Origin of the sequence: Stenotrophomonas sepilia (assembly GCF_003244875.1) — a bacterium.
GTDB classification, from domain to species: Bacteria; Pseudomonadota; Gammaproteobacteria; order Xanthomonadales; family Xanthomonadaceae; genus Stenotrophomonas; species Stenotrophomonas sepilia.
In genome coordinates, this window is sequence record NZ_LXXZ01000112.1 from 1 (window position 1) to 13,484 (window position 13,484).

Annotated in this window: 11 protein-coding genes and 1 pseudogene; 6 read left to right on the forward strand and 6 right to left on the reverse strand. The window is 66.7% G+C overall.

Annotation, left to right across the window (positions count from 1 at the left end; all coding sequences use genetic code 11):
• The coding region (locus A7X97_RS21075) for a TIM-barrel domain-containing protein (protein ID WP_111008408.1) at positions 1-3,283 on the reverse strand (3,283 nt) is incomplete at its 3' end.
• Between the two features lie 322 nt (positions 3,284-3,605).
• Between A7X97_RS21075 and A7X97_RS21080 the strand changes: the two genes are divergently transcribed.
• From A7X97_RS21080 to A7X97_RS21105, 6 genes and pseudogenes are all read left to right on the forward strand, one after another.
• Positions 3,606-4,760 (forward strand): SIS domain-containing protein, encoded by a 1,155-nt coding sequence (locus A7X97_RS21080; RefSeq protein ID WP_111008407.1) that lies wholly within the window; start codon positions 3,606-3,608, stop codon positions 4,758-4,760.
• Positions 4,753-5,688: pseudogene (locus A7X97_RS21085) on the forward strand (ROK family protein); the annotation flags it as partial. The gene A7X97_RS21080 and the pseudogene A7X97_RS21085, both read left to right, overlap by 8 nt.
• Positions 5,689-5,707: 19 nt before the next feature.
• Positions 5,708-7,042, forward strand: coding sequence for a D-tagatose-bisphosphate aldolase, class II, non-catalytic subunit (locus A7X97_RS21090; protein ID WP_005420107.1), 1,335 nt, complete (start codon positions 5,708-5,710; stop codon positions 7,040-7,042).
• 33 nt (positions 7,043-7,075) lie between these two features.
• The gene (locus A7X97_RS21095; protein WP_049417055.1) at positions 7,076-7,852 is read left to right on the forward strand and encodes a DeoR family transcriptional regulator; all 777 of its coding nucleotides are present in this window, start codon (positions 7,076-7,078) and stop codon (positions 7,850-7,852) included.
• A complete protein-coding gene (nagA, locus tag A7X97_RS21100; RefSeq protein WP_072167995.1) occupies positions 7,849-8,964 on the forward strand; it encodes an N-acetylglucosamine-6-phosphate deacetylase in 1,116 nt (371 codons plus the stop codon). The genes A7X97_RS21095 and nagA overlap by 4 nt, the downstream gene beginning before the upstream one ends.
• A gap of 192 nt (positions 8,965-9,156) precedes the next feature.
• Positions 9,157-10,935: an MFS transporter gene (locus A7X97_RS21105; RefSeq protein ID WP_072167996.1), complete on the forward strand. Its 1,779-nt coding sequence runs from the start codon at positions 9,157-9,159 to the stop codon at positions 10,933-10,935.
• A gap of 52 nt (positions 10,936-10,987) precedes the next feature.
• On the opposite strand, the gene A7X97_RS21110 is transcribed toward A7X97_RS21105, so the two are convergent.
• The 5 genes from A7X97_RS21110 to A7X97_RS21990 all read right to left on the reverse strand — a co-directional run.
• Positions 10,988-11,458: a SecDF P1 head subdomain-containing protein gene (locus tag A7X97_RS21110; RefSeq protein WP_088496591.1), complete on the reverse strand. Its 471-nt coding sequence runs from the start codon at positions 11,456-11,458 to the stop codon at positions 10,988-10,990.
• Positions 11,455-12,006 carry an HdeD family acid-resistance protein gene (locus tag A7X97_RS21115; protein WP_049431885.1) on the reverse strand — a complete coding sequence of 184 codons (552 nt, stop codon included), beginning with the start codon at positions 12,004-12,006 and terminating at the stop codon, positions 11,455-11,457. The genes A7X97_RS21110 and A7X97_RS21115 overlap by 4 nt, the downstream gene beginning before the upstream one ends.
• 254 nt (positions 12,007-12,260) lie before the next feature.
• Positions 12,261-12,458: a DUF4926 domain-containing protein gene (locus A7X97_RS22360; RefSeq protein ID WP_081280504.1), complete on the reverse strand. Its 198-nt coding sequence runs from the start codon at positions 12,456-12,458 to the stop codon at positions 12,261-12,263.
• A gap of 142 nt (positions 12,459-12,600) precedes the next feature.
• Positions 12,601-12,942, reverse strand: a complete 342-nt coding sequence (locus A7X97_RS21800; RefSeq protein WP_143592513.1) for a hypothetical protein — start codon at positions 12,940-12,942, stop codon at positions 12,601-12,603.
• Positions 12,943-13,198: 256 nt separating this feature from the next.
• Positions 13,199-13,484 (reverse strand): hypothetical protein (locus A7X97_RS21990; protein ID WP_181503453.1); only part of this gene is annotated, 286 nt, incomplete at its 5' end.

Genomic DNA, 13,484 nt, shown 5'->3' on the forward strand with positions numbered 1-13,484 from the left:
TTCCACCCTGAGCCTGCGCACCCAGCGTGCGCAGGCTCAGGGTGGAAAGGCCACGGATGTCCAGCTCCGGCTTGACCACGCCGGGCGCCTTCACCAGGCCGCTGTCGTACAGCAGGCGGTTGTCGCCCCATACCTGGAACTGCAGGCCGCCGGCGTTGCGGCAGGCGTCGTCGATGCCGAGGTCGGCACGCAGCAGGTGCCAGCCGCCCTGCAGGCGCAGGTCGATGCGGCTGTTGGCGCCGACCCCCAGGCCACGGCGGAACTGCAGGCCGTTCATGCGCATGCCGGCGTCGCCTCGGAACGACTGGTCGGCGCGCACCTGGCTGGCCAGCGCGGCCGGCACCGGCAGCTCGGAGAGATAGCGCTGCCGGGCCGGTCGCTCCGGTTCCTGGTGTTCGAGGATGTGGAAGGTGGACAGTGCGATCGGGCCGACGTCGCGCGGCTGCAGTGCATCGAACGCGCGGGCGCTGCCCTGTGCGGCGGTGACCATCGGGTCGGTGCTGCTGGCGCCGTCGCCTTCAGGGTTCTGCACGCTCAGCACGCGGAAGCGCAGCAGGCGGCCGGCATGGGCCGGGAACGCGATGCGCTGCACGCCTTCCTTCAGCTGCAGGCGGCCACGGGCGATCGGCTCGCCCCACTCACCATTGCTGTCGCCCAGGTACACCTCGTAATCGCGCACCTGGCCGTGCTTCCAGTTCTTGTCGTTGCGCGGCGCGATGTCGATGCCGTCGATCATCCTGCGCTCGCCGAAGCCGATCACCCACTCGTGCGCGCCGGTGCGCACGGCCTGGTTGCGCACGCTGCGGAACCAGGTGTTGGGATCGTCATCGAAGGCGTTCTCCAGCGCATGGCCGGGCTCCTCGGCCGGGCGGTTGACCACCAGCAGGCTGTCTGCAGGCAGTTCGCGGCCGAGTACCGGCGCGGCCGGATAGGCATCGTCGGCGGCCGCAGCGGCCACCGCGAAGTCCAGCTGCAGCTGCAGCGGCTGGCGGATGTCCTGGGTAGCGGTACGCACGTGCAGCGTGCCACGGCGCTCCTTGGCATCGAAGTACCAGCCTTCAGCCGCACCGTTGAACGCCGCCGCATCGGCCAGCGCCGGCAAGGCGCGGCCATCGGCCTGCACTGCACGCGGCGCCTGCCGGCTGAGCACGCGCAGGCCATAACGACGCTGCGCCAGCTGGCCGTTGTACTGGCCCTGCACCGCGTCGATCTGCACCTGCACCGGGCCACTGCCCAGTGCAGGCGCCTGCACGCGGATCTGCTGCGTGCTCGACTCGCCCTGCTGGTAACGGCGCGTGTTGCCATCGTCTTCGTACAACGTGTACTGCGAATCGCCCTGCGGGTACAGGTCGAAGGTCACTTCATCGAGCGGCTTTTCACCATCGAACAGCATCGACGGGTACATCGGCAGGATCGCACCGGCACGCACGAACACCGGCAGCGTGGCCAGGTCCACCTGGCGGTCCAGCTGGCGGCCGTCGGCACCGGCCTGCACGCGGCGGCCGTCCCAGTAGTCGATCCACCCCCCGGCCGGCAGGTGGATGTCGCGGCGCCAGCCACGGCTGGCGGCCTGGCTGCGGTACACCGGCGCCACCAGCAGATCGCGGCCAAGCAGGAACTGGTACTTGTAGGTTTCATCCTGCGCGTGCGGGTCGCGCGGGTTGTCCCACATCAGGCCACGCACCGGTGGTGCGCCGGTCTGCGCGGCCTCGTGCACCAGGCCGTACATGTACGGGGTCAGGCGCATCTTCAACTTCAGGTAATCGCGGTTGATGCTGCGGTAGGGCTCGTCGTACCACCACGGATGCTTGCGTGCGTTCGACGACCAGCCGCTCATGCCCATCAGTACCGGCGTGAACGCCTTCCACTGCAGGTCGCGGGTGAAGGTCTCGGCGCTGCCGCCGAAGATCGCATCGACGTCGCCGCTGGCATAGGCCATGCCGGACAGGCCGGAACCGACCAGGGTCGGCACGTGCCAGCGGATGTAGTCCCAGCTGCTGCTCTGGTCGCCGGTCCAGGCCACGGCATAGCGCTGGATGCCGGCCCAGCCCATCACCGTCCACAGGAACGGGCGCGAATCGGAATTGTCGAGGATGCCGTTGAACGCCTGGCGGTTGGCGTCCATCGCGAACTGGTAGCCCTTGCCGGTCCAGGCCACGTCCAGCTTCTGCACGCGGCTGCCGGCCTTGCCCACTTCCCAGGCGATCTTGTCGACGCCGTTCTCGGTCCACAGTCCGGTGCGGAAACCGTAGCCGGCCAGCCCCTTCACGGTTTCCGGCAACTGCTTGTAACCGCAGCCGTAGCCGTCGTTGGGCAGGATCCAGCCACCGGGCATGTCGTGGGCGCGGTACTGCTTGGCCACGCTGTCGATCACATCGGGGGTGGTGCCGGTCGGGCCGTCGCTCCAGCCTTCGGGCACGGTGCCGGGCTTCTTGCTGTTGTCGCCATCGTTGTAGCAATCGGCGTCGCCGTAGGACAGCGCCCAGCGCGCGACCATGTTCGGGCGGCCAGTCAGCTGGGTGTAGCGCTCGATCAGTTTCGGCAGGTCGGCGCCGACGAAGTAATAGGCATCGAAGCGGTCTTCGCGATGCAGCAGCGTGGACTGGTCGGCCTCGCGCAGATCGTAGCTGCCATCGCTCCAGGTATTGCGCAGCATGCCCCAGCCACGGCTGCTCAGCAGCATCGGTGCAGGGCTGGGGCGGTCGCCCTCTTCCCAGCCGCCGGAATAGGACACCTCCAGCTCGCGGCCCTTGAACTGGTAGCGGCCGTTCTGCTGGCCGCCACCGAAGTAGCCCTCATCGGCCTGCGAGGACAGCACCTGCACGCTCTGCGTGGCATCCAGGTCCAGCGGCTGCAGTTCCTGCCACAGCGCGGTGGGCTGGCCGTTGTCCAGCCGTTCCAGGCGCATGCGCAGCGGCTGCCGCTGTACATGCAGCACCAGGGACTCGGTCCGCACGCGGATTTCCTGCGCGTCTTCTTCCAGCTTCGCCTGCACGTTGGCCTTGGGCTGCGGCAGTACGATCGGCGCGGCCTTGTCGCCGGCGCCGGTCAGCGTGCCGTTGCGGCCTGCCTGCACGCGGATGATGTCGGTGGCCGGCAGTTCGATGCGGAGGCGCGCGCCCTTGTCGGTCTGCAGGTCCCAGCCCTGCACGCCGTCGCGGCTGGCGCTGGCGGCAACCGAACGCAGGTTGCCGACCGGCTCGGCCTGGGCCGGCATGGACGCCAACATCAATGCCGGCAACAGAGCCAGCATCAGCGGCGAGCGACGAACGCAGATTTCCACACGGACTCCCAACCCGTTCACCGGGCGTTTCGAAAGCGGTTGGGCCGACTCTAGGGCAGCGATTCGAAAGATGTCAACAAATTGAAAGGAAAAAGGAAGATATATTCCGTTGAAACGAAAGTTGTTGCGTCGCAATACTTTGAGTAATAGATTGCAGCTGCCTGTTAAGCATTGTGCGATACGGCATTCGCCCCGTTCTTTCGTTTTCCCGAGCGCCCGGCAGCGGGAAAAGTCATCGCGTCATTTTCTTTCTTTTTACTTTCGATGTTTGACATTTCGAAAGAAAACGCAGATGGTGCGCTGGCCCAACTGGAACCTCCGAATGGACGTCACCCTGCTTTCCGATGTGTCCGCCTGGCAGCGCCTTGGCGGAGCCGATACCGCTACCGAAATCGCCCAGCAGCCAGCGCTGTGGGAAGTCCTCGCCCAGGATCTGTCGCGTGCCCGCGACCGCCTGCAGGCCTTCCTCGGCGGCAGCCTCAACGATCCCAACCAGCGCGTGCTGTTCACCGGCGCCGGCAGCTCCGGCTTCATCGCCGAGATGGTGGCCGATGCGATCAACGCGCAGTGGCCGGCCGAGGTGCGCGTGGTGCACACCACCAGCCTGCTGACCCATCCGGCGCTGTACCTGCAGCGCGACCGCCCCACCCTGCTGGTCTCGTTTGGCCGCAGTGGCTCCAGCCCGGAAAGCGTGGCCGCGGTGGACCGCGTGCGCGCCGATGTGGATGAGGCACGCTTCCTCGACATCACCTGCAACGCCGATGGCGAACTCGCCCGTCGTGGTGCCGGCCGTGCCGATACCTGCACGCTGCTGATGCCGTCGGCCAGCTGCGATCGCGCCTTCGCCATGACCAGCAGCCTGACCTGCATGCTGCTGGCCGCACTGACCGTGTTCGATCGTTCGCCGTGGGATGCGCGCGTGGCGCGCCTGAAGCAGATCGCCGCGCTGGCCCGCGAAGGCCAGGCGCAGTGGGATGCACCGGTGGCGGTGCTGGCGCAGCGCCCGTTCAACCGCATCATCTACCTCGGCAGCGGCCCGCTGGAAGCGCTGGCGCGCGAGTGCGCGCTGAAGGTGCTGGAGCTGACCGCTGGCCGCGTTCTGGCGCTGGCCAACACGCCGCTGGGCTTCCGTCACGGCCCCAAGTCGACGCTGGATGGCAACACCCTGGTGGTGGTGCTGCGCAGCGTGCAGCCGCTCGCGCGCCGCTACGAGCAGGACCTGCTGGAAGAACTGCGCCGCGATGGCGTGGCCGGGCAGGTGCTGGCGATTGGTCCGCATTCGGATATCGGCGCCGATGACGATTACACCCTCACCGTACCGGCGCTGGACGATCCGTGGCTGGCACCGGTGTGGCTGGGCTTCGCGCAGCTGTTCGCGCTGCAGCGCTCGGCCGCGCTGGGACTGACCCCGGACAACCCGTTCCCGGATGGCACCGTCAACCGCGTCGTCAAGGGCGTCACCATCCACCATGGCTGAGCTGATCGCCCACGCCTGCTACGGCATCGACATCGGCGGCACCAAGATCGAGCTGGTGGCGTGCGATGCAGCGATGCAGGTCACCTGGCGCCGCCGCGTGGCCACGCCGCAGGGCGACTACGATGGTTTCCTGCAGGCCGTGGTGACGCTGGTGGCCGAGGCCGACGCCGCGCTGGGCCGGAATGATGCGGCCATCGGCATTGCCCTGCCCGGCGTGCGTGACCGCCGCAGCGGCCGCCAGCTCAGCGCGAACGTGCCCGCACTGACCGGCCAATGCGTGGCGAAGGATCTGCAGGCGCGGCTGCAACGCTCGCTGCATTTCGGCAATGACCTGCAGTGCTTTGCCCTGTCGGAAGCGCACGGCGGCGCCGCCGATGGCTACCCCAGCATGTTCGGCGCCATCCTCGGCACCGGTGCCGGCGGTGGCTTCTGCCTGCAGGGCCGGCTGCTGTCCGGCTTCAACGGCCTGGCCGGCGAGTGGGGCCACTGGAGCGTGCCCGGCCATCTGCTGCAGCGCCATGGCCTGCCGCTGCTGGACTGCGGCTGCGGCCTGCAGGGCTGCGTGGAGCGCTATGTGTCCGGCAGCGGATTGGCCATGATCGAACGCCACCTCGGAGGCAGCGCCGTCGACGCCAGTGCGGTGATCACGCTGGCCGAAGCCGGCGATGCCCGCGCGCGCAAGGCGCTGGACATTCATCGTGATCTGCTCGGCCACAGCCTGGCCGCGCTGGTGCTGGCGCTGGACCCGCACGTGATCGTGCTCGGCGGTGGCCTGTCGCAGTACGCGCCGCTGTACCAGCAGCTGCCGGCCGCCATCGCCACCCATCTGTTCGATGGCGTGCAGGTCCCCCCGATCGTGCCGCCACGGTTCGGCGATGCCGGTGGCGCACGTGGTGCCGCCCTGCTCGCCTGCCAACCCTCGTTTTCCCGATCTCCGGAGCCTGACCATGTCCCCGTTGCAGACCCTGCTTGCTTCCCACCGCGCCGGCGCTAACGTCGGCCTGTACAGCGTCTGCTGCAGCAACGAGCAGGTGCTGCGCGCGGCCATGCACGTCGCCCTGGCGCATGGCACCGTGCTGCTGATCGAGGCCACCTCCAACCAGGTCGACCAGTTCGGCGGCTACACCGGCATGACCCCGCCGCAATACCGCGACTACGTGGGCACGCTGGCCGATGAAGAAGGCTTCCCGCGCGAGCGGCTGATGCTGGGCGGCGACCACCTCGGCCCGAATGCCTGGCAGAAGCGCCCGGCGGCCGAAGCGATGACCCACGCGCGCGTGCTGATCGAAGCCTACGTCGCCGCCGGTTTCCACAAGATCCATCTGGATTGCAGCATGTCCTGCGCCGATGATCCGGTGCCGCTGCCCGATGCCATCGTCGCTGCGCGCTCGGCCGAGCTGGCCGAAATCGCCGAACGCACCGCCGCCGAACATGGCCTGCCGCCGCCGGTCTACGTGATCGGTACCGAAGTGCCGATTCCCGGAGGCGAAGCCTCGCTGGCCGAGGGCCTGCAGGTGACCACGCCGGCCGCCGCCGCGCAGACCCTGGCCATCCACCGGCAGGCCTTCGATACCCCGCAGCTGCGCGATGCATGGCAGCGTGTGATCGCGATGGTGGTCCAGCCGGGCGTGGACTTCGACCACAGCAGCGTGCACGAGTACGACGCTGCCGCTGCCAGTACGCTGGCCGATTTCCTCGAACAGCAGCCACGCATCGTGTTCGAAGCGCACTCCACCGACTACCAGCGCGAGAGCGGCCTGCACGCGCTGGTGCGCGACCACTTCGCCATCCTCAAGGTCGGGCCCGCGGCCACCTTCGCCTACCGCGAAGCGCTGTTCGCGCTGGCCGCGATCGAGGCCGAACTGCTGCCGGCGGCACAGTGCTCGCGCCTGCCGCAGGTGCTGGACGAGGTGATGGTGGCGCAGCCGAAGTACTGGCAGTCCTACTACCAGGGCGATGACGCCGCGCTGCGCCTGCTGCGCAGCTACTCCTTCAGTGACCGTTGCCGCTACTACTGGGGCGAGCCCGCGCTGGTGCAGGCGGTGCAGACCCTGTTCGCCAACCTGGAACAGCACGCGCCGCCACTGGTGCTGCTCAGCCAGTACCTGCCGGAGCAGTACCGCGCCGTGCGTGAGGGCACGCTGGCCAACACCCCCACCGCGCTGGTGCAGCACCGCATCGGCCTGTGCCTGGGCGAGTACGCGCGCGCCTGCAGCGCCAACCAGGCCGGAACCCGCACGCAGAACGCACGTTCGGCTGCCGCAGTTGCTGCGAACGGCTAATCTCTACCTTTCCCCGCGAAACCGAGAATGGCCATGCGCAACACCCGCTCCCGCCGGCAACAGATCCTGCAGCTGCTGATCGAGCACGGCTCGGTGCAGGTGGCCGATCTGGTCGAGCGTTTCGGCGTGTCGGCGGTGACCATCCGTGCCGACCTGACCCACTTCGAGTCGCAGGGGCTGGCCAACCGCACCCACGGCGGCGCCACCCTGGTGCGCACGCCGCCGCAGGAACAGGACATCCATGAGAAGGACGCGCTGAACCTGCCGTTGAAGGAATCGATCGGTGCGCGCGCTGCGCGCCTGGTGCAGCCGGGCGACAACATCATCATCGATTCCGGCTCGACCACGATGACGCTGGCCCGCCACCTGCGCGCGCATCGCGACGTGACGGTGATGACCAATGGCCTGAACATCGCCTGGGAACTGGCCAATGCCGCGGGCATCACCGTGCTGCTGACCGGTGGCCTGCTGCGCCAGCAGTCGCTGTCGCTGCAGGGCAGCCAGGCCGAGGCCAGCCTCAACTCGTACAGCTTCGACACCCTGTTCCTGGGCGTGGATGGCCTGGACCTGCAGTTCGGCCTGACCACCCACGACGAGGCCGAAGCCCGCCTCAACCACCGCATGGTCGAGCGCGCGCGCCGCATCGTGGTGCTGACCGACGCCTCCAAGTTCGGCCGCGTCAGCCTGCACCGCATCGCCCGCCTCGACCAGATCCACGCCATCATCACCGACGCCGGCATCGACGACGCAACCCGCGAAGGGCTGCAGCGGCTGGGTATCGAAGTGATCATTGCCGAGCCTCCCGCATGACCGACATCCGTTCCCTGCATGGCCGCATCCTCACCCCGCTGGGCTGGCGGCGTGGCCAGGTCCACTTCGATTCACACGTGCGCCAGCTGCAGGTGGATGACCACAGTGGTGCTGACGACCTGCAGCTGCCGGTCATCCTGCCCGGCTTCATCGACCTGCATGTGCACGGTGCGGCCGGGGTGGACCTGATGCAGGGCGGCGACGTGGCGCGCACCATCGCGCGCACCCATCTGCGCTTCGGCACCACCACGCTGCTGGCAACCACCATGACCGCCGGCCTGGATGAGATCGAGCACGCGCTGCAGGGGGTGGCTGCGACGATGGCGGCGCCCGATGCCGACGCCGCCCGCATCGTCGGCGTGCATCTGGAAGGACCGTTCATCAGCCCGCAGCGGCTCGGTGCACAGCCCAACCGTACGATCGAGGCGACGCTGGCGCTGGTGCAGCAACTGCACGCACTGGCGCCGATCCGGGTAATGACGCTGGCACCGGAAATCGGCGAGCACACCGCACTGATTCCGGCGCTTTCGGCGATGGGCATCCGCGTGCAGCTCGGCCACAGCGCCGGCACCTACGAGGAAGGCGTAGCCGCGCTGCAGGCCGGCGCCTCCGGCTTCACCCATCTGTTCAATGGCATGACCGGTGTCGACCATTACCGACCCGGCATCGCCGCGGCGGCGCTGGCGCATGCACAGTACGCCGAGATCATTCCCGACCTGCAGCACATCCATCCCGGCGTGATCCGCCTGGCCGCGCGCGCGATCCCACGCCTTTACGCAGTGACCGACGCGACGGCCGCCACCGGCATGCCCGATGGCGAGTACGCCCTGGGCGAACAGCGCGTGCACAAGTGCGGCGGCTGCGTGCGCCTGGCGACCGGTTCACTGGCCGGCAGCGCCCTGACCATGGACCAGGCGCTGCGCAACCTGGTGCGCGTGGGTCTGGAGCTGGCCGACGCTTCGCAACGTGTTTCCACCTTCCCGGCCGACTACCTGGGCCTGGGCGATCGCGGCCGCATCGCGCCCGACGCCCGTGCCGACCTGGTGGTGCTGGACGCCGAACTGCGCCTGCAGCAGGTGGTGGTGAGTGGGCGCGTGGTCGATCTGAACTGACACGCGCGATGCGGCCCGGATGCCGCGCAGGCTCCCTGTAGAGCCGAGCCATGCTCGGCTCAGCGCGCGAAGCGCGGCATGGGGAACCTCGATATCGGAACGGAAAGCGGCCGAGCATGGCTCGGCTCTACAGAAAGCACTCTGCGACGAACCGCCGCCGGGCGTGGCCCGGCGCTACCACAGGAACTGCCGATGACTCCAAGCACCGCTCCGCGCTGGCCCGTACGCTACCTGCTCTTCATCGGCGGGCTGGGTGGCCTGCTGTACGGCATCGACATCGGCATCATCGCCGGCGCCCTGCCCTATCTCGAAGCAACTGCCAGCCACGCCTGGCAGCTCAGCAGCCAGCAGCTCGGCTTCGTGGTGGCCGCGGTACTGCTGGGCAGCGTGCTGTCCTCGCTGTTCGCCGGCATGATCGCCGACCTGATCGGCCGCCGCGGCGCGATGCTGCTGGCCGGCCTGCTGTTCACCGCCTCGATTCCGATCATGGCACTGGCCTCCGGCTACACGCCGCTGCTGCTGGGCCGCCTGCTGCAGGGCATCAGTGGCGGTTTGATCGGTGTAGTGATTCCGCTGTACCTGGCCGAAGTGCTCAGCCCCGAGCGACGTGGGCGCGGCGCGGCGATGTTCCAGCTGCTGCTGACCGTTGGCCTGGTGCTGGCAGCCCTGATCGGCCTGTACCACGCCCACGCCGTGGATGCCGCCGCCGAAGCCGTGCGCTCGCTGCCGCTGGCACAGCAGGCGCAGGAGCTGTTCACGGTGAAGGACCACGCTTGGCGCACCATCTTCTGGACCTGCCTGGCGCCGGGCCTGCTGTTCTGCGCGGGCATCTTCTGGCTGTCCGAATCGCCACGCTGGCTGGTACGCCGGGGCCGCATCGATGAAGCCCGCCGCAGCCTGCATCGCGTACTGCCCGCTGCCGATGTGGAGCCCACCCTTGCGCAGATCCAGGCGCCGGAATCGAGCAGCAGCGACAGCAAGCGCGACCCGCTGCTCAGCCGCCGCTACGTGGTGCCGTTCCTGCTCGCCTGCGTCGTGCTGGCCTGCACCCAGGCCACCGGCATCAACTCGGTACTGGCCTACGCGGTGAACATCCTCAATCAGGCCGGCCTGTCCGGTTCAGTGGCCAACGGCGCCGACGTGGCGATCAAGCTGCTGAATGCGGTGATGACCGTGGTCGCGTTGCTGCTGGTCGACCGCAAGGGCCGCAAGTTCCTGCTGATGCTCGGCAGCGGTGGTATCTGCGTGGCCCTGCTGGCCGCGGCCACGCTGTTCTTCCAGGCCGAGCGCGGTCGCGCTGATGTGCAGCCGCAGTTGCAGGCGGCGGTCAACGGCGGTGGCCTGCAGCTTGTGCTGGATGAAGCCCAGTGGCAGCGCCTCGGTGCTGGCATCGACAGCGAGGGCCGGCCGCTGCAGCTGACCGTGTCGTACGCCTACGGCGACTTCACCAATGTGCGCGCCGTGCGCAGCGACAACCTGATTGATCGCGAACTGCGTATCGACCGCACCGGCACCGTACAGCCAGACAGCGTGATCGGCGCATTCTTCCGCAAGTTGCATCTGAACCCGTTCGCCGACCCGGCCAGTGCCGCGCAGGCGCCGCTGCGCATCGAACAGGCCCGCATCGGCCCGGTGCCGCCGCCTGCACATGGCTGGGCGGTGGCCGCCTGCATCCTGGTATTCGTCGCGTTCTTCGCGGTCGGCCCCGGCGTGTGCGTGTGGCTGGCACTGTCGGAACTGATGCCGAACCGCATCCGCTCCAACGGCATGAGCATCGCACTGCTGATCAACCAGTTCGTGTCGACCACCATCGCCGCCATCTTCCTGCCCACGGTGGGCCACTACGGCTACGCCAGCATGTTCGTGTTCTGGGCGGCCTGCACCTTCGTGTTCTTCCTGGTAGCCGCGTTCTGGCTGCCGGAGACCAAGGGCAAGTCACTGGAGGAGATCGAGGCACGGTTCGCCCGGTAGCAGTCGACCTTGGTCGACCTCCGCGCGCAACGCGTTGGTGTTGGCGCGCCCGTCACTGACCGGTGATGTGCTTCGCCAACGCCTGCGCCTCGGGGGTGCTCGGCAATCCGCTCAGCATCATCGATTCACCGAACGGGCCTTTCACCGTCGCCACCATCAGCACGCGGCCGTCCACGCTGAGCGCCGCGCGCTGGCCCACCAGTGCTTCCGTGCCATCGTGGATGCGCTGGTGCGCTTCGTGTCGAAAGCGGATCTGCAGGCCAGGTTGCTTGTCCTGATCCAGCACGTAGCGCACATCGGCAATGTCGGCGCTGCCGGCGATCGGCGGCTCGCGCAGGGCCAGGGTTTCGCCTTGCCATTGCGCCGGCTTGCCTTTGCCGGAGGCGTCCACCGCGCTCAGGCGCACATCCACGCCAGGGCGCGGCACGTGATCCTTCCCTGCCAAGCCACCGGGCGTGGCGCCCGGCATGCAGCCGGCCAGGGTCAAGGCCACGCCCAGCAACAGCGGAAGCGCAGCCCTCACTTCAGCTTCCGCAGCTTGAATGCCACCAGCACCTGCAGCAGGCCGTACAGCAGGCTGCCGATGCCGATCCACAGCGTAGTTACCGCCACGCCGGCATATGGATTCGCCGCAAACAGCAGGCCCAGCACCACCGCCAGCACGCCGCTGAGGATCAGCAACCATTCGCCCTGGATCTGCTTGCGCACGCGGATCGCGAACACGATGCGATAGATGCCGGCCACCAGCAGCCACGCCGCCAGGAACAGCACCAGCACGCTGGCGGTGGCCAGCGGATTGATCACCGCCAGGATGCCGAAGCCCAGCGAGGCGAGGGCGTACAGCGCCAGCCAGCCGCGGGACGCGCCGCTGCCGCCATTGATCAATGCGAACAGGCTGATGACGCCCTCGATGATGGCCATCACGCCCAGCGTCCAGGCCAATGCCATGGCCGCCGACAATGGCCAGCCGATGGCGACGATGCCGAAGCCGAGAGCGACCAGGCCATACAGCAGGAGGATCCACCAGCTACGGCCAACCGCCGACAACAGGGGAGACAAGGGGGAATTCATGGCCACTCCTTCGATCCGGAACCGGGTTCATCGTAGCCGTTCGAGATGAAGGGGGAGATGACGGTGATCGTTGGCGGGTTCGTCGTGGGCCGGCGCTGCCATGGACGAAATTGCTCCGATCTCATCAATAGACAACAGCTGTCGTTCTTCTTCGCGTCGCCCGGCGCCCCATTTCGCCAGCGACGGTGAGCCGGGTGGGGCTGATGCCACTGCCATCGATCCTGGCGCGGGATCGGTCAGCAGAACAAGGCTCATCACCTCATGACCTCAAACTGCGCTGACCTTAGTGAAATCTGCGCAATTGTTGCGCCGCCCCCATCGCAGAACTCAACCTCATAGGCTTCCTCTGGCTCGGAGAGTACGGCAACTACCACCCCGAGACTGCCACGATAAATTCCCACTGAAGGAATATCCTCCAACAAGCGCACACCTTCATTGATTCTAAAATTCATATATAAATTACTTCACAAATCCTGCTGTCAGCTCTGGAGCATCTGATCCGAGCTTATAGATCCATCCACCTCTAACGACCCCGCGCCCTTTCGGACCTAAAACAGGAATATCGACAGCATATCGAATGCAAAAGGCCCATTCCTATTCATCCATCATTCTTTTCATTTCCAGCCTGAAAATTTCTTCCGCCGCCGAATCTCCCTCATTGTAAAGATCCCAAAAGTCAGCGGTCTGCCAGGACTTCGGCGCTATGGAAACAGCTCCACTCGGATCGAAACTGATTACCCAAGCGACCGAGAGCGTACTGTCGGACACACTAAAATCTCCAATTGGAAATAGTGCCACCGACTCTTGCGCGTCGGACCACAATACCAATCTAACTTCACCAGATGGAGAAATCATGAGTGCAAGGACCGTTACTTCAGCATCTTCGCACAACCAACCGCGCGCGCTTTCAGCGCCTGGCTTGACCACAACTTTCACTTCACCCTTCCTTTGACCTTGAAATCGATATTGAAATTGAGCTTTCCGGTAACTTTATTCATGTAGTAGTGGATTTGAGATCTTTGACCACTCGGCAGAACTATGGTTTGGGTAGTAAATTTTCCCCAGTCCTCAATTCTAGACCCATCCGAGGTGAGCTCCTTGACGACGGCCGGATTGGTGAGCTTCCCGCCTGAGATTGGAATTTCTCGCGAGGACCCTACGGCCTCCTTGGTTAGCGCGTTGCCTCCTCGCGTCAGAATTCCAGCTTCTTCATAAGCAGTTGGGTTGAGAGCCTCAGAGCATCTGCCGGGCGGCCCGCAGCGCCCGCCCGAATAGCACTTTCGCCAACTTCTATTGCGTCGACACCAGCATTCTGCACCGACTTCAGGATCTCCTCAGACCGAAGCACACCTTGCTTGGTCGCAGTGCCGGCAATCTCCGCACCCACTTCACCAACGATCTTCGCTCCAGGCAACCGCACCGGGATCAGGAACGACGCTGCGCCGATGGCAGCACCATTGCCGTCGCCCTTGGCTACG